This window comes from Rhodococcus sp. DK176 (assembly GCF_038447315.2).
In the GTDB taxonomy this organism is placed as follows: Bacteria; Actinomycetota; Actinomycetes; order Mycobacteriales; family Mycobacteriaceae; genus Rhodococcus_F; species Rhodococcus_F jostii_A.
The window spans coordinates 4260284-4280341 of sequence record NZ_CP118321.2 but is presented as its reverse complement, the minus strand read 5'-3'; the positions used below and the strand labels follow the sequence as shown (position 1 = coordinate 4280341).

General features: G+C 68.3%; 20 protein-coding genes and 1 pseudogene. 8 read left to right on the top strand and 13 right to left on the bottom strand.

What is annotated here, in order from left to right:
• Positions 1 to 8: 8 nt before the first annotated feature.
• The 12 genes from PSR88_RS20265 to PSR88_RS20210 all read right to left on the bottom strand — a co-directional run bounded on the left by PSR88_RS20265 (position 9) and on the right by PSR88_RS20210 (position 12425).
• Positions 9 to 917, bottom strand: coding sequence for an MBL fold metallo-hydrolase (locus PSR88_RS20265; RefSeq protein ID WP_083853139.1), 909 nt, complete (start codon positions 915 to 917; stop codon positions 9 to 11).
• Complete coding sequence (locus tag PSR88_RS20260; RefSeq protein ID WP_016884388.1) at positions 918 to 2048, bottom strand: FAD-dependent monooxygenase; 1131 nt, start codon at positions 2046 to 2048, stop codon at positions 918 to 920. It lies immediately after the preceding gene.
• Positions 2045 to 3712: a thiamine pyrophosphate-binding protein gene (locus tag PSR88_RS20255; protein ID WP_016884387.1), complete on the bottom strand. Its 1668-nt coding sequence runs from the start codon at positions 3710 to 3712 to the stop codon at positions 2045 to 2047. Before PSR88_RS20255 ends, PSR88_RS20260 begins: the two co-directional genes overlap by 4 nt.
• Positions 3705 to 4487 (bottom strand): SDR family oxidoreductase, encoded by a 783-nt coding sequence (locus tag PSR88_RS20250; protein ID WP_009477067.1) that lies wholly within the window; start codon positions 4485 to 4487, stop codon positions 3705 to 3707. Before PSR88_RS20250 ends, PSR88_RS20255 begins: the two co-directional genes overlap by 8 nt.
• A 16-nt stretch (positions 4488 to 4503) precedes the next feature.
• On the bottom strand, positions 4504 to 5253 hold the full coding sequence (locus PSR88_RS20245) for a 3-oxoacyl-ACP reductase family protein (RefSeq protein ID WP_009477066.1): 750 nt from the start codon (positions 5251 to 5253) through the stop codon (positions 4504 to 4506).
• 2 nt (positions 5254 to 5255) lie between these two features.
• Positions 5256 to 5762 (bottom strand): cupin domain-containing protein, encoded by a 507-nt coding sequence (locus PSR88_RS20240; RefSeq protein WP_009477065.1) that lies wholly within the window; start codon positions 5760 to 5762, stop codon positions 5256 to 5258.
• A 14-nt stretch (positions 5763 to 5776) separates the two neighbouring features.
• Entirely contained in the window at positions 5777 to 6559 is a 783-nt protein-coding gene (locus PSR88_RS20235) for an alpha/beta fold hydrolase (protein WP_016884386.1), read from the bottom strand.
• Positions 6556 to 7485: a VOC family protein gene (locus tag PSR88_RS20230; RefSeq protein WP_009477063.1), complete on the bottom strand. Its 930-nt coding sequence runs from the start codon at positions 7483 to 7485 to the stop codon at positions 6556 to 6558. Before PSR88_RS20230 ends, PSR88_RS20235 begins: the two co-directional genes overlap by 4 nt.
• A 175-nt stretch (positions 7486 to 7660) precedes the next feature.
• Positions 7661 to 9169, bottom strand: a complete 1509-nt coding sequence (locus tag PSR88_RS20225; protein ID WP_016884385.1) for an aldehyde dehydrogenase — start codon at positions 9167 to 9169, stop codon at positions 7661 to 7663.
• Positions 9166 to 10548 carry an MFS transporter gene (locus PSR88_RS20220; protein ID WP_020476861.1) on the bottom strand — a complete coding sequence of 461 codons (1383 nt, stop codon included), beginning with the start codon at positions 10546 to 10548 and terminating at the stop codon, positions 9166 to 9168. Before PSR88_RS20220 ends, PSR88_RS20225 begins: the two co-directional genes overlap by 4 nt.
• 129 nt (positions 10549 to 10677) lie before the next feature.
• The gene (locus PSR88_RS20215) at positions 10678 to 11388 is read right to left on the bottom strand and encodes an ABC transporter ATP-binding protein (RefSeq protein WP_016884383.1); all 711 of its coding nucleotides are present in this window, start codon (positions 11386 to 11388) and stop codon (positions 10678 to 10680) included.
• A complete protein-coding gene (locus PSR88_RS20210; protein WP_029539680.1) occupies positions 11385 to 12425 on the bottom strand; it encodes an ABC transporter permease in 1041 nt (346 codons plus the stop codon). Before PSR88_RS20210 ends, PSR88_RS20215 begins: the two co-directional genes overlap by 4 nt.
• 159 nt (positions 12426 to 12584) lie before the next feature.
• On the opposite strand from PSR88_RS20210, the gene PSR88_RS20205 reads away from it, so the two are divergent.
• The 8 genes and pseudogenes from PSR88_RS20205 to PSR88_RS20170 all read left to right on the top strand — a co-directional run bounded on the left by PSR88_RS20205 (position 12585) and on the right by PSR88_RS20170 (position 19233).
• A complete protein-coding gene (locus tag PSR88_RS20205; protein ID WP_037197845.1) occupies positions 12585 to 13775 on the top strand; it encodes a sensor histidine kinase in 1191 nt (396 codons plus the stop codon).
• Positions 13772 to 14395 (top strand): response regulator, encoded by a 624-nt coding sequence (locus tag PSR88_RS20200; RefSeq protein WP_016884381.1) that lies wholly within the window; start codon positions 13772 to 13774, stop codon positions 14393 to 14395. The genes PSR88_RS20205 and PSR88_RS20200 overlap by 4 nt, the downstream gene beginning before the upstream one ends.
• Positions 14396 to 14450: 55 nt before the next feature.
• Positions 14451 to 15935, top strand: coding sequence for an adenylate/guanylate cyclase domain-containing protein (locus PSR88_RS20195; RefSeq protein ID WP_050787332.1), 1485 nt, complete (start codon positions 14451 to 14453; stop codon positions 15933 to 15935).
• A gap of 101 nt (positions 15936 to 16036) precedes the next feature.
• On the top strand, positions 16037 to 17206 hold the full coding sequence (locus PSR88_RS20190; RefSeq protein WP_342338373.1) for an LLM class flavin-dependent oxidoreductase: 1170 nt from the start codon (positions 16037 to 16039) through the stop codon (positions 17204 to 17206).
• Between the two features lie 4 nt (positions 17207 to 17210).
• Complete coding sequence (locus PSR88_RS20185) at positions 17211 to 17636, top strand: SRPBCC family protein (RefSeq protein WP_009477053.1); 426 nt, start codon at positions 17211 to 17213, stop codon at positions 17634 to 17636.
• A gap of 63 nt (positions 17637 to 17699) precedes the next feature.
• Positions 17700 to 18230, top strand: a complete 531-nt coding sequence (locus tag PSR88_RS20180) for a flavin reductase family protein (RefSeq protein ID WP_342338372.1) — start codon at positions 17700 to 17702, stop codon at positions 18228 to 18230.
• A pseudogene (locus tag PSR88_RS20175) lies at positions 18227 to 18715 on the top strand (GTP cyclohydrolase II); the annotation flags it as partial. The gene PSR88_RS20180 and the pseudogene PSR88_RS20175, both read left to right, overlap by 4 nt.
• A gap of 161 nt (positions 18716 to 18876) precedes the next feature.
• Complete coding sequence (locus PSR88_RS20170) at positions 18877 to 19233, top strand: hypothetical protein (protein WP_342338371.1); 357 nt, start codon at positions 18877 to 18879, stop codon at positions 19231 to 19233.
• Here the strand turns inward: PSR88_RS20170 and PSR88_RS20165 are convergent.
• The gene (locus PSR88_RS20165; protein WP_342338370.1) at positions 19223 to 20002 is read right to left on the bottom strand and encodes a helix-turn-helix transcriptional regulator; all 780 of its coding nucleotides are present in this window, start codon (positions 20000 to 20002) and stop codon (positions 19223 to 19225) included. The genes PSR88_RS20170 and PSR88_RS20165 overlap by 11 nt on opposite strands.
• Positions 20003 to 20058: the final 56 nt, after the last annotated feature.

The window sequence follows — 20058 nt, the reverse complement described above, 5'->3', positions numbered from 1 at the left end:
CGATCACGTCACGGTGTCGTGACATCCAGCCTTCTCGGGACAGCGGCGGCGCGCAAGATCCTGCGAGCCAGCGATGGCACTACCGTCGTTGCCCGACGCCGATCCGGACGAGATCGTGCCCGACTGTCACGGTGCCGGCGAACGTGGACTTCACGCCTCGTTCCCACTGGTCGTCGGTGACCTGCCGGGGGTCGCCCGGCCCGATGTGGGAGAGCACCACCTGGCGGACATCCGCGTCCGTGGCGACGCGCCCGACGTCCTGCGCGGTGGTGTGCGCCTGAATCATGTGCTCGACCAGTGCGGGACCCGAAGTCTGCGCGTAGAAGTCGACGTCGATCACCTCGTGGACGAGGATGTCGGATCCTCGGGCGAGTCGAACCACGTTCGGCGACTTCGCGGTGTCGCCTGAGAACGTGACCGCACCGTCCTCCGTGTCGAACCGGTACGCCAGCGAGGGATAGACCGGGCCGTGCGGAACCAGCGTCGCGGAACGTGTAGGACGGTGTCCCGCCGGGCAGCCAGAAGACGTTGACCAGGTCGGCGATGTGATCGCTGTGCATGTGCGTGACGAAGACGCCACCGAGCGAATCCGCGGCGATACCAGCCTGGATCAGCTTTCGGCTCGACCAGGGACCCGCGTCGATCAGGTACGGTCTGTCGCCGACGACGAGCACACTGGACGTGCCGCTCCGCCCCGGCACGGCGATGGGACCGGCTGCCGTGCCGAGCAGAATCAGCGTCGTCGCGTAACCGTCGACGTCACCGGACAACTCGTAGGCATCCGGTGGCGTCGCGCCACTCGGCTGCGCGTCCGAGGTGTGGGACGCGCAGCTCGTCGCGGCGACGGCAGTGGCGGCGGACCCCAGCAGGGCCAGCGCCCGCCGCCTCGACAGAGCTTGTCCGCCGACGGCTTCCATTCATGCGTCCGTTCGGGCGGCGGCCAACTCCAGTGGCACGTGCCAGGCGTCGTATTCGTAGACCCAGTCGCCGTTGCCTGCGACCTTCAGCCATTCGTTGGACCGGGAGCCCCGCTGGATGCGCGAGGTCCGCTGCAGTCGCGTGTCCTGGTAGGTCTGCAGCGCGACTGCGGGGTCGTCGAACAGGCTGAGGCAGCGGGACAGCACGACGGCGTCTTCGATGGCCATGCCGGCGCCCTGCGCCATGAACGGCATCATCGGATGGGCCGCGTCGCCGAGGAGCACGGAGCGTCCGTCGGTCCACGATGCCAGCGGGTCGCGCACGTAGAGAGCGGATTTCAGGACGTCGTCGCAGGCGTCGAGGAGGGCTCGTGCATCGGGGTGGAAGTCGCGGTACAGCTCGCGTAGTTCAGTGACGGATCCCGCCGTGGTCCAAGATTCCTCGGTCCACGCCTCCTGCGCGCAGGTGGCGAAGACGAAGATGTCCTTGCCCTGGTTGAGGGGGAACGTCACGATCTGCGTGGACGGATCCGGCCCCCACCACTTGGTGAAGCAGTCGAGGTTCGGCAGGTTGCCGACGCGTTCGGTGGGGACGACGGCGCGGAACGCCACGACCCCCGTGAACGTCGGCTGTTCCCGCCCGAGCAGCGAGGTTCGGACCGCGGAGTGGATCCCGTCGGCACCGACGATCACGTCTGCGGAAACCGTACTGCCGTCGGTGAACTCGATGCGGCCTTCGGCGACGCCGCTGACCCGGCGACCCATTTCGACGACACCCGACGGCAGCCGGTTCTCGAGCGCGGTCATCAGGTCGCCCCGGTGCATGGTCAACTGCGGTGCGCCGTACTGCTGTTCCGCGCTGTCGCCCATCGGCAGCCGGGACGTTTCGGCTCCCGTGTCCCACGTGCGGCTGATCCGGAACTGGGGCCGGGCGGCTGATTCGCGGATCGCCGGCCCGCTGCCGAGTCCGTCGAGAGCCCGGACCGCGTTGGGGGTGAGGTTGATGTCGGCGCCGACGCGCGCGAACTGCCGCGTCTGTTCGTAGACCGTGACGTCGAGACCGAACTTGCGGAGGGCGATCGCCGTCGCCAGTCCACCGATGCCGCCGCCGCAGACGGCGACCGTGGTCACTGTGCACCCTTTCCGGGCACCGTGACGGGAGGCGTGAACGGTGCCGGCATGTCGCCGTAGGCGGCGAGATCGACCTCGACGATCACCGGCGCCTGCCGCGACACGGCGTCGGCGAGCACGTCGTGGGCCTCGCCTGCGGCACCGATCCGCAGGTAGGGCACACCGATGGACTGCGCCAGCAACGGGAAGTCGGGGGTGACGAGATCGACGGCGTAGGTGTCGTCGCCGCCGCCCTTCTGCATGTTGCGCAGCACGCCGTAGCCGCCGTCATTGAACACGAGCAGCACCAGCCACGGCTTCTCCTGCGCCATGGTCAGGATCTCGCCGAAGTGGACGGCCAGGCCGCCGTCGCCGACGAGCGCCAGGGTTGGCCGGGTCTCGTCGGCCAGTGCGGAACCGATGGCCATGCCCAGGCCCTGCCCGATGCCGCCGCCGCGGGGGAAGACGTTGGACTTGGGGTCGAACATCGGCAGCAGCCGGTTGCCCCAGGAACTCGACGCGATGGTGACGTCGCGGGCGATCACCGAATCCTGCGGGAACGCGGCACGCACGGCGTCGCACAGCACCGCGTGATCGCCGAGTCCGGCGCGTTGCTTGCTGCGGACGAGTTCGCGGGTGGTGCGGGCACGTTCGGTCCAGGCGGCGTCGACGGGCGCGAGGCCCGACAGCTGCCGGAGGAACGTGGCGATGTCGGCGGTGACCCCGGCCTGCGCCGGGTAGACGCGTCCGATCGCGGCCGCGTCGATATCGACCTGCATGTGCACGGCGGGAACGGGCATGGAGTAGTCGCCGGTCTCGTTGGACCGGAAGTGGGTACCCAGCGACAGCAGCAGGTCGGCATCCTGGAGGAGTTCGCGCCCCACGGGGGTGTTGCCGTAGTTGCCGATGCACAGCGGGTGGTCCTCGGGCACGGCGCCGCGCCCGGAGTTGCTGGTGAGCAACGGGACTCCCCACCGCTCCACCAGTTCGGTCAGCTCGGCACCGGCCGTGGCGACACCGCCGCCCGCCCAGATCACCGGGCGTTCCGCCGACTGCAGCAGGGCGAAGGCCACGGCCAACTCGTCGACGTCCGGTTTGCGCGGCGACTCCGACACCGGTTCGAGCACGTCGATGACGTGTTCCGCGTACTGGAGGTCGATGGGCCATTCGATACTCGACGGGCCGCCGGGCGCGGCGAGCGCGGCAGCGACGCCTTCCCGCAACACCTTTCCGGCGCTGTCGGTGTCGAGAATGGTGGCGGCGTGCTTCGACGTCGCCGTCAGCATCCCCAGCTGATCCTTGGTCTCGTGGATGAAGCCGCGACCCGAGCCGAGGTACCGGCTCTCGACGTTGCCCGTCACGTGCAGCACCGACGTTCCGGCACTGAGCGATTCGATCAGTGACCCGGCCGCGTTGCCGGCACCGGTGCCGGTGCTCGTGAGAGCGCAGCCGAGTCCGCCGGTGGCCCTGGCGTACCCGTCGGCGGCGCTGACCGCGGTGGCCTCGTGCCGGACCGGAACGAACCGCAGGTGCTTGCTGACCGCCTGCACCAGGGGCTGGTTGTGGACGCTCACGATGCCGAAGACGGTGTCGACACCGGCCTCGCGCAGCACCTGGACGAGCAGGTCACCCCCATTACCCACCTGCTTGTCGTTTCCTGCAGACATGGTGTTCCTCTCAGACATAGCGCGCGACGCCTCCGCAGACGTCGAGGCTGGTGCCCGTCACGTAGGACGAGCGTGGGGACAGCAGGGTCACGATCATGGCGGCCACCTCGTCGGCGCGGCCGAACCGGCCGAGGCCGATACCGCGGTCCTGGGCGATCTCCGCCTCCCATTCGGCGAATGTGGCGTCGGTGCCCGACTCTTCGTAGCGGCGCCGCCACTGGCCGGTGTCGACCAGTCCGAGCGACACCGAGTTGACGCGGATGCCGTCAGCGGCGAGTTCGAGCGACAGCGACTTACTGAGGTTCAGCAGCCCGGCCCGGGCGGCGCTGGTGGTCACCAGCCGCGGCTCGGGCTGACGTGCGAGCACCGCCGAGATGTTGACGATGGACGCGGCGTCGGACTTGCGCAGCACCGGCAGGGCGGCCTCGACGGTGTTGAGGACGCTGGAGAACTTGAGGTCGAGTTCGTCACGCCAGTCGTCGAGGGTCGCCTCGCCGCGCGGGACCATGCGGGACTTGCCTGCGTTGTTGACCAGACCGTCGAGGCCGCCGAATCGGGCGACTCCGGCGTCGACCAGCGCGGCGACCGCGGCCGGGTCCCGGACGTCGCAGGACGCGGTGAGGACGCGGTCGCTGCCGGGCAGCGGCGCGATCACGGAGTCGAGCCGGTCGCGGTCGCGCGCGCAGGTGACGACGTTGGCACCCTCTTCGAGCAGCATCGCGACGGTGGCGAGCCCGACTCCCGAGCTTCCGCCGGTCACCAGGTGGGTGCGGTCTTTCAGTTGCAGGTCCACGACGTGGTCCCCTTCTCTAGTGCAGGACGAATCCGCCGTTGACGACGAGTTGCTGGCCGGTGATGTACGACGCCTCGGGTCCCATCAGGAACGCGACGGCGCCGACGAGATCCGACGGCTGCTGCGGCCGCTCGAGCGCACGACCCAGGCGGTACAGCTCGTGCCGGTGCTCCGGAACCTTCTGCGCCGATTCGCTTTCGGTCAGACCGGGCGAGACGGTGTTGACGGTGATACCGTGCGGGCCGAGGTCGCGGGACATGGCGCGGGTCAGCGCGGCCACCCCACCCTTGGACGCGATGTAGTGCGCGAGACGCGGCGAACCGTACAGGGCGGCGTCCGAGCCGATGGTGACGATTCGTCCGCCTCCGTTCCCGATGATGGAGGGAACGATCGCCCTGCTCACGAGGAACGTGCCGCGCAGGTTGACGCCCAGCACCCGGTCCCACTCGTCGATATCGAGTTCGTGAATCGGTTTGCCGCCCACGCCGTCCGCGAGGGCCGCGTTGTTGACGAGGCCGTACAGCGGGCCACCGGAGGTGACGGTCGCCGCCATCGCGTCGACGGACTCCGCGTCGCGGAGATCGACCCGGACGAACTGTGCCTTGACGCCGTCGGCGCGCAGGCTTGCCGCCGCGTCCTCGCCCCAGTCCTCGCGGATGTCGGCGAGCCACAGGGTGGCGCCGTCCTCGCCGAGCCGGCGGGCCAGGGCGAGACCGAGACCCCGCCCCGCCCCGGTGACGAGAATGCTGCGGCCGTCGAGATTCACGGTCAGTCCCGCGTCACGCCGTGCATGGCCGACGTCTCGGGGTACGTCGGGATCTGCGGCTTCTGCGCGCCGATGATGACGCAGAACAGAGCGTCCTTGTCGCCGTTGTTCTTCAGGCTGCGCGGAACACCGGCCGGGACGACGATCATGTCGCGGTAGCCGAGGGTGCGCTTCTCCACCTGGCCGTCGCGGTGAACACCGACCTCCACCTCGCCCTCGAGGACGAAGAAGGCTTCCTCGGCGTCATGGTGGGTGTGCTCCGGGCCCTCGGCACCGGGGGGAAGCAGCATGTTGGAGAACGTGAATCCGCGCGATCCGATCGTGCGGTTGTCGCTCTCGTGGTTACCCGTCGCGCCGGAGCCGACGTAGCGGATCTGCGCGCGCTTGAACTGGTCGCCGGCCTTGGCCTGGAAACCCAGGGTGTCCCAGTCCTCGTGGCGGGAGCCACGGGTGAGGATCAGCGAGTCGGTGAATTCCTTCAGATCGGCGGTGCCGTATTCGAGTGTCATGTCGTGCTCCTTCTCTAGAGGTGGTTGCGTAGGCGTTCGGTGATGTGGATGAAGGATTCGACCCAGGCGTTGAAGGCCTCCGGCCGCTCCTGGTTCGCGAGGTGTCCGGCACCCCGGATGGTGACGAACACGGCGCCCGGAATTCCGCCTGCGAGAACCTGACTCGCGGGAACCCCGGTCACCCTGTCCTCGTCTCCGCCGAGGACGAGCGTGGGGATGTCGATCTTCGGCAGATCGGCCGTGTGATCGGTGGCCGCCATCGACTCGGCGGCGTACCCGTAGCCGGGCAGCCGGATCGACGACGCCATGATCGCCGTGGCCTTCGCGGTCACGTCGTCGGCGGCGGTCCCGGACAACAGCCGCGGGGCCCGTTCGGCGGCAAAAGCTTCCGCACCTTCCTGCTCGAGCGTCGCGGCCCGGGCGCGCATCCGGCCGGCGGAGTCGCCGTCCGCTCCCGAGCCGACGGTGGAACTGCCGAGCAGCAGACTCCGCACGAGCGCGGGGTGCCGCATCGCCAGCCGGGTGGCGATCACGCCGCCCCACGACATTCCCAGGACGTGCGCTCCCGCGTCGCCGCACCGGTCGCGGATCACGTCGGCGGCGGCGTCGGCGTAGTCGTCGAGGTCGAACGGACGGCCGGGGTCCTCGCTGCGGCCGTATCCGGGAGCGTCCCAGGCCAGCAGTCGCAGCGACGACGACAGTTCGTCGAACTGCGGCGCGAAACTGTCTGCGCCGCCCCCGATCCCGTGCAGCATGAGCAGCGCGGGGCCGGAACCGGATTCGACGACGTGCGTCACGACGCCCGCCCGAGGTCGAACCGCTCGAACGCACCGGGGTCGGGGATGCCGGCCATGTGGTCGCGGACCTGCTTGGACGGCGGGCCCGCGGTGCCCCACAGGTCGGAGAGTTCCGGAACCCGGCGCCAGACCTTGCACAGCCACCGGTCCTCGTCGACCTGTGCGATGCCGGACGTGTACTCGCACACCAGCCCTGCCGGGTCGGCGAAGTAGGAGAAGGTGTTGTCGCCGGGGCCATGCTTGCCCGGACCCCACAGCGGCACGGTGCCGTGGTGACGCAGCCGGCCGATGCCGCGCATGAAGTGGTCGACGGTGGGCATCTCGTAGGCGACGTGGTTCACCGACGTCCACTCGGCCTGGTTGAACGCGATGCTGTGATGGTCGGTGTTGCAGCGCAGGAACGCCATCTGGTGCTCGGACCAGTCGGAGACCCGCATGCCCAGGACGTCGCAGTAGAACGTCACCGCGGCGTCGATGTCGACGGTGTTGAGGACGACGTGCGTGACGCCCACCGGGACGGCGTCCTCGCGACCGAGCTTCGGGACGGCGAGCGCGTCGGCGAGCAGTTCGACGACGCGACCCTCGGGGTCGACCAGGCTCACGCCGTAGCCGCCGCCGAGATCGTCGACCGGCCCCGGGCCGCTGACGACCGGAACGCCGCGGAGTTCGAGTCGCCGGGCGGCCTCGTCGACCTCGGCCGGCGTGGCGACGGCGAACGTGATGCGGCCGAGGCCGTTCCGCTCGGCCTGGGTGAGTTGCAGCGCGTGGTGGTGCTCACCGGTCCCCCGCAGCCAGGCACCGTCCGTGCCCTGCTCGACCACGCGCAGTCCCCACACCTCCGAGTAGAAGTCGGTGGATTCGATGCTGGCCTGTGTGCGCAGTTCGACGGAGCGCAGGCACCGCAGCCGGGCTATGGGTTGGTTCATCGCATGCCTCCAGTTGCTTAGGTCTCAATATCTTAGCGCTAAAGTAATAGGTCGTACAGAGCTGGCGAGAATTTCTTTCCGGACGCCCTACTACTCCAGCTTCCCCGTGGGCCGATGTGACAGCGGTTCAGTCAGACGGAACCCGTGACATTCGGCGACGCCACGAGCGGGTCGCTCATTCTGCCCATGGATTGGGTTCCTCGTCGAGGCCCCAGTAGATGCTCTTCTGCCGCGAGTAGGCGGCGATACCGCTGCGCCCCTTCTCCACCCCGAGTCCGCTCTCCTTGACGCCGCCGAACGGCGTCGAGATGCTGAACTGCTTGTAGGTGTTGATCCACACGGTGCCGGCCTGGAGCCGGCGGGCGAGTTTCCAGGCGCGACGGTAGTCGCCCGTCCAGATTCCGGACGCCAGTCCGAACACCGAATCATTTGCCTGGGCAACCAGATCCGCGTCGCCGTCGAACGGCAGGACCACCAGGACGGGTCCGAAGATCTCCTCCTGGCACGTGCGTGAACTGTTGGCGAGCCCGTCGATGATCGTCGGCAGGTAGTACGCGCCGTCGCGCAGTCGCTCGTCGTCGGGGATCGCCCCGCCGCACAGCACTCGTCCGCCCTCTTCGCGGGCGAGGTCGACGTACGCGGCCACGCTGTCGCGGTGCTTGCGGTGGACCATCGGCCCGACCTGAGTGCCGGGGTCGCGGCCGGGCCCGAGTCGCAGTCGCTGCGTCTTGGCCACCAGTTTCTGGAGGAATTCGTCGTAGATGCGGCGGTCGACGAACAGCCGGGATCCGGCGATGCAGCTCTGCCCGGTGGACGAGAAGATCCCGTACATCACGCCGTTGACGGCGGCGTCGAGGTCGGCGTCGTCCAGCACGATCGTCGGCGACTTGCCGCCGAGTTCCAACGATACGGGCATCAGCTTGTCGGCTGCCGCGTGCGCGATGGACCGTCCGGTGTTGGTGCCGCCGGTGAACGTCACCTTCCCGACACCGGGGTGGGTGACGATCGCGTCGCCGACCACCGAGCCCTTGCCCGGCAGCACCGACAGCAGTCCGGCAGGCAGTTGTGTTTGGTCGATGAGCCGCGCCAGTTCCAGCGACACCAGCGGCGTCCATTCGGCGGGCTTGAGGACGACGGCGTTGCCTGCCGCCAGGGCCGGCGCGATCTTCTGCGCGTCGCTGGCCACCGGCGAGTTCCACGGTGCGATGGCGCCGACCACGCCGATGGGCTCGAGAACGCTCATCGTGAGGAAGTTGCCTCGCGGGGTGGTGAGGTCGTCGTCCGCGGTTTCGAGGACGGCGGCGAAGTACCGGAACGTGCCCGCCGCGCTGCCGACGAGTGCCGTGGTCTCGGCGACCGTCTTGCCGGTGTTGTAGCTCTGCAGCAGCGCGAGCCGGGACGTGTTCGCCTCGATCGCGTCGGCGATGCGGTGCAGGTACTTCGCCCGCTGGTGCGGGAGCAGCGCGCGCCACGCCGGGTCGTCGGCGGCGGCGCGGCCCTTCCGGACCGCCTCGTCGGCGTCGTCGGCGGTGGCCTGGTGGATCACCTGCAGGGTTTCGCCGGTCGACGGGTCCGTGACCGCGAAGGCGGGGCCGTTCGCCTGCCGCCACTGCCCGGCGACGAGGATCCGGTCGGCGACCGGGACGAACTGCAGGGTGTGTGGTGCGGTGTCGAGAACGGTCACTGGGAGATCTCCTCGAGAGTCTTTTCGCGGGTTTCGACGGCGAAGAAGCCGACCACGAGGGCACCGATCATTGCGACCGCGGCGAACATTCCGAAGACGACGGTGAGTGTGCCGCCCCCGTCGAGGATGGCGCCGACGGCGAGGGGACCGACGATGATGCCGAGGCGTCCGCTCGCTCCGCCGATCGCGCAGCCGATGGCTCGCATCCGGGTCGGGTACAGCTCCGCCGTGTAGACGTAGAGCGCCATGTTGACCGCGAAGACGAACAGCGCGGATCCGGCCGACCAGAACAGGACCTTCGTCGCGGTGTCGGCGCCGGAGGCGGCGAGCAGGAAGAGCAGCGACGAGCACAGGACCATCGACGCGGTGATGCAGATGCGGCGACCGAGGTTGTCGATGAGGAACGCGACGAGGATGCAGCCGATCAGGCCGGCGACGCTGGTGACGATGCTGTAGTGCAGGGCGGTGTCGACGCTGACGTCGAATGCGGATCGGTACAGCGTCGGCAGCCAGGACGCGATGCCGTAGTTGACGAAGTAGGCGCAGCCCCAGATGGCCGCGAGCATGAGAGTGCGACGCAGGTAGATACCCCGGAAGGCCTCCGCGAAGGTTCCGCGGCGGGGATCGACGGTGACGGCGGGCAGCGGCTGCGGAGCCGGAAGCGTCTTGCCGTACTTTCCGGTGATCTCGTTCTCGATGCGGGTCATGGCATCGTGCGCGTCTTCGTAGCGGCCACGGGACGCGAGCCAGCGCGGCGACTCGGGCAGCTTCCACAGCAGCGGCAGGAGCACGACGGGCAGCGCACCGAGCGCGAACAGGATCTTGTAGCCGTAGTTCGGGACCACCCACGCCGACACGATTGCCGACATCACGAGCCCGATCGGGAAGATCACCTCGTAGAGCAGCACGAATCGTCCACGCTTGTGGGCCTTGGTGATCTCGCCGATGTAGCTCGCTGCCACCGGGACCTCGGCGCCGAGGCCGATACCCTGCACGAATCGGAAGACGAGGAAGAGCATCAGGCTGTCGGTGAACGCCATGCCGAGGCTCATCACTGCATAGAGCGCGAGCGAGAAAATGATGACGCTGAGCCGGCCGACGCGGTCGGCGAACCAGCCGCCGGCGAGGGCGCCGACGAGCATGCCGATGCCGCCGATGGCGATCACCCAGGCGATGTCGCCGGGGGTCAGACCCCACTTGGGGATGAGGACGGGGAGAGAGTACGCGATCATCAACTGGTCGAAGCCGTCGAAGAACGTGACGGCGCCGACGATGACGCGGGCCTTGATATGCCACCTGCTCATCGGCAGGCGTTCGAGTCGGGCGCTGATCATCTCAGCTGTGGCAGCCATGGCGGGCGATACCGTCGTCATGAGCATCCTCAGGGTCGGGTCGAGGCATTTACTTAAGCCCTCAAAGGCTTACCACTAAGATGTAATCTCACGCACATGAGAAACGTCAACCCTTGACTTTGGAAGAAACATGTTGTTCACACCTGTGCGTACTTATTAACCTTCCGCGGTTAACAAGTGCTCACGGGTGAGGGAGCCGTCGACTACGCGGTGGACTGCATCCATTCTGCACAGATGCGTGTGGTTGTGTGTCACCAGCAGCGTTGCGACCTCGCGCTCTCGCACGACACCGAGGATCAGATCCATGATCGCGGCGCCGCGTTCCTGGTCGAGCGCGCTGGTCGGCTCGTCGACGACCAGCAGCGACGGATCGTTCATCAGCGCCCGGGCCAGGTTCACCCGCTGCCGCTGCCCACCGGACAACTGCGCAGGCCTCTTCCCGGCGTGGTCTGCGAGGCCGACGGCGTCGAGCAGATCGCGAGCCTTCGCGCGCCCTGCCCGCCGCGGCACGAACAACCTCTGCCCGAGATGCGCCATCACCTCCAGTTGTTCGAGGGCCGTCAACGACGACACCAAGTTGGACTGCTGGAACACGATGCCGATCCGGTCGCGGCGCAGTGTGGACGCCGCGCGGCGGCTCAGCGCGGTGAGTTCGGTGGCGCCCAGCCGGACGGAGCCCGAGTCGGGCCGGATCAGCGTCGACGCCACCGCGAGGAGCGTCGACTTTCCGGAACCGGACGGACCGGTGATCGCGGCGATCTCACCCTGGCCGACGGTCAGCGATACCGAGTCGAGGGCGGTGACGCGTCCCGCGCCGTCGGGGTAGGTGAGGGTGACGTCGTCGAGGGTGAGGGCGGGTGTGGTCATCGTGTGTTCCCGAGGGCGGTGAGGGGGTCGGTGGTGAACAGGAAGCGGAGCGCGAACGCGGCGCCGACGAGGCCAAGCCCGACGAGGGCGGTGGCGGGCAGGGCAGTGGTGGAGATGTCGAGCACGAACGGCACCGCGTCGCCGATCATCGACCCGGCCACCGCCGCGATCCCGAGACCGACACCCACGCCGGCGAGCAGGACGACGAGCGCCTGCCCGAGCGCGTCCCGCACGAGCGACCCGGTGGACGCGCCGAGCGCCTTCAACGTCGCGACATCGGGGGTCCGCTGCAGGGTCCAGACCGTGAAGAACGCGCCGATCACCAGCGCGGAGATCGCGAACAGCATCACCGTCATCAACGTCAGTGATCCGTTCTCGGAGGCATAGGAGCCGATGGCGGAGAAGGAGTCGGCCACACTTCGGGAGGTCGTCCCCGCGACGGCGTTCGTGGCGTCGTCCCCGCCCGACACCGCGAGCACCGTCGCTGCACCCCCTCGCGGGTTCGCGTGCTGCCAGTCGGCGAGCGTCATCCACACGGCCGGGCTGTGGCCGTACCAGTCGTCGCCGCGGACTGCGGTCACCGCGAAGGTGATGTCGCCGACGGTGAGACGGTCGCCGGCGCCGACGCCGAGGGATCGCGCCGCGCCGGCCCCGAGGATCACGGTCCCCGGCGCGGACGGTGCACGGTCGCCCACACCGCCGTCCGCGCCGACCAGTGCCACCCCCTTCGCCGCTCCTCCTACCGCCGACGCCGAGCCTCGTCCGACGCCGATCGGCTGCACCGAGTCGGCGCTCCGCCGCCAGACGGCCACCTGCTCGGACGTCAGCGCGGACTCGTCGAACGACGGACCGTCGGCGGAGGCGGCGAAGACCACCGACTCCGCGTCGATGCGTTCCACGACGGACACATTCTGATGACGCAGTCCGGCCGTGAGACCGCTGAGAAACGTGACGAGTAGCGCAATCAGCACCACGACGACGGATATCAGCGCGAAGCGACCACGCGCGGCACGCAGGTCTCTCGATGCGACGAACACAGATGGTCCTCTCCAGATCACGACCGGCGCCGCAGTCGATGCGGGCCGGGGCGGCGCTCACGGCCTCCGAACTCACCGTGCCCCGGGCACGACACGGTTCCATCGCACGTGGGGTGGAATTCTCGGTGGTCGAAGGTCGGGTGCGCGTTCCGACTTTCGATGGATGCCGGGTTCGCTCGCGTCGATAAGCTGGGCGGGGTGCACCGCTCCCCTCTCACACCCGTGTTCGCGGGACTCCAACTGGGACTGCATGCGCTGATCGCGGCGCTCACTGCAGTCGTGATCTTGCGCGCCGTCCTTCCGGACGCACCGCAGGCACCGGCGATCGTGGTGCTGTCGGTGGCGTTCCTCGCGGTGTACGCGGTGGGAGCGACGCGTCGGCTGCGCGGGACGTGGTGGCTCGCAGCGCTGACGGCACTGTGGGTGGCGCTGATGGTCCTCGCCCCCGACGCCGCCTATCTCGCGTTCGGGCTGTTCTTCCTGTACCTGCATCTGCTGCCGCGACGCTGGGGAGTCCTTGCGGTCGCAGCCGCGACCGTCGTGGCGGTCGTGGGTACCGGAATGCACCGCGGCTGGAGCGTCGCGGGTGTCGTCGGTCCGGTGATCGGTGCGTGCGTCGCGGTGGCGATCGGCCTCGGCTACCGGGCGTTGTACAGGGAGGCCGTCGAACGCGATCGCCTCATCGACGAATTGACGCGAACCCGAGCCGAACTCGCCGAGCAGGAACGTGCCGCCGGCTCCCTGGCCGAACGTGAGCGGCTCGCACGCGAGATCCACGACACCGTCGCGCAGGATCTGTCGAGCATTCAGATGCTGCTCCACGCCGCCGAGCGCGCGGCCCCCGACCACCCCGCCCGGGACCGTATCCGATTGGCGCGGGAGACGGCCGCCGACAGCCTCGCCGAAACCCGGCAGCTCATCGGTGATCTCACACCCGCCGTCCTCGACGGGCAGTCACTCGCGGACGCGCTCGCGCGGATCTGCACGCAGGCGAGGAGCGACACGTTCGACACCATTGCCGTGGTCGAGGGGGAGCCGGTGCGGTTGCCGATGCCCGTCGAGGCGGCGTTGGTGCGGATTGCACAGGGTGCGGTGTCGAACGTGGTCCGGCACGCGCATTCATCCCGGATGGCGGTCACTCTCACCTACGACGAGGACGCGGTCCGGTTGGACGTCGTCGACGACGGCATCGGCTTCGATGCCGAACTCCTCGACCGTGAACCGTCGAAAGCGTTCGGGCTGAATTCGATTCGCCGTCGCGTCGAGCTGCTCGACGGGTCGATGTCGGTCGAGTCGGAACCAGGACTGACCGCGGTCGCGGTGTCCTTCCCGCTCGAGGTCGGCGCATGATCCGACTACTGCTCGCCGACGACCACGCGATCGTTCGCGCGGGCCTGCGCGCCCTCCTCGAGCACGAGGACGACATCGAGGTGGTCGGCGAGGCTGCCACCGCCGACACCGCCGTGGCGTTGTGTGCGACGACTCCGGTCGACCTCGTGCTCATGGACCTCCGGTTCGGCGCCGGCACCTCGGGCGTGGACGCCACCCGGAACCTGCGGTCCCTGCCGAACCCACCGCACGTGCTGGTCGTCACCAACTACGACACGGACGCCGACATCCTCGACGCGGTCGCGGCCGGCGCCGCCGGGTATCTCCTGAAGGACACTCCCCCGCCCGAACTCCTCGCCGCCGTTCGCGCGGCGTCGGCCGGCGACAGCGTCCTCTCCCCGGCCGTGGCATCGAAACTGATGACGCGTGTACGCCGACCTGCCACCAGCCTCAGCCCACGGGAGATCCAGGTTCTGACGTTGGTGGTTGCCGGGCGATCCAATCGGGAGATCGGTAAGGAACTCTTTCTCTCCGAGACGACCGTGAAGTCCCACCTCGTCCACATCTTCGGCAAACTCGGCGTCAAGTCCCGGACCTCCGCAATCGCCAGGGCCCGCGAGTTGGGCACCATCCCCAGGTGAGTGGCAATGTGTGCGGACGCCCACTTTGCCACTCACATGCGTTTACGCTGGGAAAATGGACCCACCGGCAGTCCGCTACGTGCAGCGGGACGGACATGCGCTGGCATACCAGGTGGTGGGCGCGGGTGAACGCGACGTGGTGTGGCTGTTCGAGATCAACATGCACCTCGACCTCATGTGGACGGACCCGCAGATCCACTACCTGATGGAACGGGGCAGCACGTTTGCCCGCACGGTGTACTTCCAGCAGCGGGGGCTGGGGCTGTCCGACCCGGTCGAACATCTGCCGACACTCGAGCAGCAGGCCGACGACATCGTCGCGATCATGGACGAGGTCGGGATGCGGCAGGCCGTGCTGGTCGGGGTGGCCAGCGGGAGCGGTGCCGTCGCACTCGTCGCCGCCCGCTCACCGGAACGGGTCACCGGCGTCGTCCTGATCCAGCCGTTCGCAGAACGCCTCCTGGGCGGTGACCACGATCCCTCCGGCTGGAGCGACGCCGAACGCGACAACTTCGTCGACGGGTGGCGAGCGGCCGCCCGGAACTGGGGGTCGGGCGGCACGGTACCCCTGTGGGATCCCCGGGAGGACTCGGCGTTCAACCGTCGGCTGATGGCGATGCTCGAACGCAGTTCCGCGACACCTGCGGTCGCACAGGCCCACCTCGAGTGGATCTTCCGGCTCGACTACTCCGACACGTTGCCGTCCATCCAATGCCCGGCGCGGGCGATACTGGTCCCCGGTAGTCCGGTGCCGGTGGCCGCCGCGCAGTACGTCGCGGACCGCATCCCGGGCGGCAGCTTCCACCTGTTGCCGCCGTCGCCTCCCGGCGCGTCGCTCGGGGAGGCCTGGAAGCCGATCATCGACCACGTCGAGCAGTTGGCCACCGGTGGGCACCCGGCATCCGACGCCGGCCGATACCTGGCCTCCGTACTGTTCACGGACGTCGTCGGGTCCACCGAGGTGCTCGCGCGGATCGGCGACGCCGCCTACCGCGACCTCCGGGCCGCGCACGAGTGGCAGGTCCGCGACGAGGTCGAGAAGGCAGGTGGTCGCCTCCTCAACGTCGCCGGCGACGGCACCTTCAGCATCTTCGACGGTCCCGCGTCCGCGGTCCGGTGCGCGCGGGCGGTCGTCGACGGCGCCGCCGAACTCGGACTCGAGGTGCGGGCCGGCATCCACACGGGGCAGGTCGAGCGCAACGGTCCCGACGTCAGCGGGATGACCGTCCACATCGGCGCGCGCATCGGAGCGACGGCCCGCGCCGGGGAAGTGCTGGTGTCACGTACCGTGCGCGATCTCGTGGTGGGGTCGGGACTGCGGTTCGCCGACGCCGGGGAACACGACCTCAAGGGCGTGCCCGACCGCTGGCCCCTCTACTCCCTCACCGACGCGGACCACGCGCCCCGGACCGTTCCGCGACTCGCGCCGAAGCTGGGGATGATCGACCAGGCCATCCTGCGCACCGCGAAGCGGGCGCCGCAGGCACTGCGCGCGCTCGTCGGCGCCGCCAACGCGAGGCAGCGCCGACTGTCCCGCTGATCTCCCGCGCGGTGCGAAGTGTCTTCTTTAGAGGACTACACCCGCTGTGCGTACGGCCATACCGTTTCACTCACTGTTGCCCCCGTCACACAGGAGTGATCATGAGCAAGTTGAAGTTCGGAACGTTTCTGGCGCCGATCCACACCCCGGGACAGAATCCGACGCTGCTGCTGCAGCGCGACCTGGAGCTGGTTCAGTTGCTCGACAGGCTGGGCTACGACGAGGCCTGGTTCGGGGAGCACCATTCGGCGGGCTCCGAGATCTACGCCTCCCCGGAGATCATGATCGCCGCAGCCGGCGAACGGACCAGTCGAATCAAGTTGGGCACGGGCGTGACGTCGGTGTCGTATCACAATCCCCTGTGGGCGGCCGAGCGCATGGTGATGCTCGACCATCTGACCCACGGACGCATCATGTTCGGCCTCGGTCCCGGATCTCTGCCGACCGATGCAGCGATGCTCGGTCTGTCGCAGATCGACACCCGTGAACTACTCGCGGAGAACGCCGACATCATCATGCGTCTGCTGCGAGGCGAGACCGTGAGCGCCAAGACGCGGACGCATGAGCTCGTCGACGCTCGAATTCAGATGGCACCGTATTCCTCGCCCCTGTTCGACGTGGTCGTGGCCGCGATCGCGTCGCCGACCGGGGCGCGGCTGGCGGGTCACCACGGAATCGGTCTGCTCTCGATCGCCGCGACGCTGACTGCGGACGGATTCAGTGCCCTGCAACACCATTGGGGAATGCTGGAGGAATTCGCGACGCTGGCCGGCCGAAGCGAGGATGTCGATCGCTCGAAGTGGCGACTGGTGGGCCCCTTCCACATCGCCGAAACCCGCGAACAGGCCTACCGTGACGTCGAGCACGGCATCGAGCACTGGTTCAAGTACTTGCAGCACGTTGCCGCGTTCCCTCAGATGGCGGTCGAGGGCGAGAACAAACGCGAGATGATCGACTTCATCAACAACTCCGGGATCGGCGTCATCGGTACCGCCGAAGAGGCCCGCGCGCAGGTTCAGCGTCTGATCGATCAGTCCGGCGGTTTCGGCACTCTCCTTCTGCAGGGGCATGATTGGGCCAATCCGCAGGCCACGGCGCGCTCGTACGAGCTGTTCGCTCAGGACGTCATGCCGTTCTTCCAGGGCCAGGCGCAGCCGCTGCTCGACGCGGACGAGAGGGCCCGCCGCGTACGGGAGGGGCAGGCGGACGAGCACCGGAAGGCCGTCGAACACATGACGAAGAAGTACGAGGCCGAGTTGGGCCGGGTGTAGACCGATGGCGGAGATCAACATTCACCAGCAGTTTCCCGTCGGCGCCGACACGGTGTGGGCCCGGGTCGGTGACCCCGGCGCCATCGCCGGATGGATTCCGTCGGTGGCGGCCTCCCGGATGGAGCAGGAGATCCGTCATATCGTCTTCGCGGACGGTCAGCCGGCCCGTGAGCGGATCGCCGAGCACAGCGACAGCGAACGCCGATACACCTACGAGTACATCGACGGCCCGCTTCCGTTGGAGCAGTACCGGTCCACCATCTCCGTGCTCGGCGTGTCGTCCGAGGAGTGCACGGTGGATTGGTCCGCGAACTTCTCCGCTGGCTCGGAGGCTGCCGAATCGGAACTGGCGACGGCGATCGAGTCGATCTATCGCGCTGCGCTCGACGAGTTGTCGATCATCGTCTCGAATCCCTCCATCCACGGATAGACCTCGGTCAGAGTCCGCCCCCTGTTCGGCGGGCTCTGACCATCAGCACCGAAGAAGGTACCGATGCGAACCCCCACCGAACCGCACATCACCGCCACCACCCCCGAAGACATCGCGGACGCCTACCGCACCGTCCTCGGGAAGTTCTGCACCGGCGTCGTCGCCGTCACCGCCCTCGACGACACCGGCAACCCTGTCGGACTGACCGTCGGTTCCTTCAGCTCCGTCTCCCTCGACCCCGCCCTCGTCGCCTTCTTCGTCGGCCGGGGCTCCACCACCTTCCCCAAGGTCGCCGCCTCCGGCCGGTTCTGCGCCAACATCCTCGCCGCCGACCAACACGAACTCGGCCGCGCCTTCGCCCGTAGTGGCACCGACAAGTTCCACGGAATCGACTGGACCCCCGCCACCACCGGATCACCCCGCCTCGCCGGCGCCCACGCCTGGGTCGACTGCCACATCGACCTCGTCCAAGCTGTCGGCGACCACGACCTCGTCGTCGGCCGCGTCGTCGAACTCGGCGCCACCGACACCCCCGACCCGTTGCTGTTCTACACCTCCACCTTCCACCAGCTCACCCCCGCGAGCCCCGCGTGAACACGGTGGAACCTATTCGGTCCGTCGCCCGCTGCGCCGACGCCGTCATCCCCACCGACCACGGCGCATTCACGGCCGTCGCCTACCGATCCGACACGGGAATCGAACACCTTGCCATGGTGTTCGGTCAGCCGGCCGGCACCACTGCACTCACCCGCGTCCACAGCGAATGTCTCACCGGTGACGTCCTCGGCTCACGGCGCTGCGACTGCGGCCCCCAACGTTCCGCCGCACTGGAACGCATCGCCGACGCCGGCTGCGGCGTCCTGCTGTACCTTCGCGGGCACGAAGGCCGCGGCATCGGACTGGCCGCGAAAATCGCCGCCTACCAACTGCAGGACCAACTGGGCCTCGACACCGTCAACGCCAACCTGCAACTCGGCTTGCCCGTCGATGCCCGCGACTACACCGACGCCGCAGCAATCCTCCGCGACCTCCGCATCGACTGCATCAACCTGCTCAGCAACAACCCTGCCAAGGCCGCCGGCCTCGCTGCGGCCGGTATCACCGTCGCCCACACCACGCCTCTCGAGACCGCACCGAAGACGACAACTCCCACTACCTTTCGACCAAGCGGGATCGGCTGGGCCACCGCCTCACCCACGCACTGCTCACTGCCCATCATTGATCAGCGTCAGGAGACCCCATGGAACGCTCCCCCTCGAGTCACGTGTTCGAGAAGATCTCGATTCTGCATTCGACCCCGCGCTGGGCGGGGACCTTCGACGACCTCACCGAGATCCTCGGACCGGCCGGCTTCAGCGACGGGCGGGCGTGGGCGAAGTTTTCGACCGACACCACGACGCTGTGCTTGTCCGACGAGACAGATGTCCCGCCTTGGTGCCTTCTGGGGAAGACACACGACGTCGACGCGGTCGCGGCACTCGCGCGAGAGGCGGGGTGGGATGCGGGTGAGCCGACCGTCGGCGACCACGAGTGCCGTGTGGTCCTTCGTTCTCCCCACGGACTGACGGTCATCGCCTACGCGCCGCTCACACCGTAGGTCGCTGTTCTCGCCGAAGCACGCACGCAGCCAACGAGGCTCGGTTCCGGATACCGGTGGTTTCGAAGATCCGGCTCACATACTTCTTGATGGTGAACTCGGACAGCGAGAGCACCCCGGCGATCTCGCTGTTGCTCAAACCGTCGCTCACCAGCTCGGCCACCTGCATCTGGCGTGGAGTCAGACTGCCCAGCGGATCGACGGTGCCGTCGTCCCCCACCGCCGCCAGCCGTATCGACCTGCTCTGGGCGCGGAGTTGGCGAGCGAGAACCCGTACCGCCAGAGTCTCGCTCGCATCCCAGCTCCGTTCACGATCGAACATGCCCACCAGAGCCTCGCCGTCGGCGAGCCGGAGGTGCAGCGCCGACGCCGTTCCCATCCCGTGCGGGTGCAGGTAGTCCTCGACGTACGAGCGTTGCGGCGCGGGCAGCGTGTGCAGGTGGTCCAGGGAAATGAACCCGGTATCGGTCAGCGAGCGGCGTGCCTCGGGAAGCGCGAAGATGTCCTTGTCCCGCCACCGGGCGTGATACTCGTGCAGCAGCGGAGAGGCGGCGCCCGTCAGCAACGGCTCCGGGTCGGCGAAGATGTCGGCGTACGTCGGCCCGAAGAAGAACGTGACATCGCGGACGCGGAACACCGTCGCAATGGATTCCACGACGGTCCGTTTGTAGTCGTCGGCGTCGTCGATCTCGCTGCACAGCTCGAGAACCTCGAGGATCCCGTGCAGCTGCGATCGCGACAGCACGTCCTTACAGGACTCGGTACTCATGTTCGCCCTCCGATCACAGGTGAGTGGCAAAGCGTGCGCCAGCACACTTTGCCACT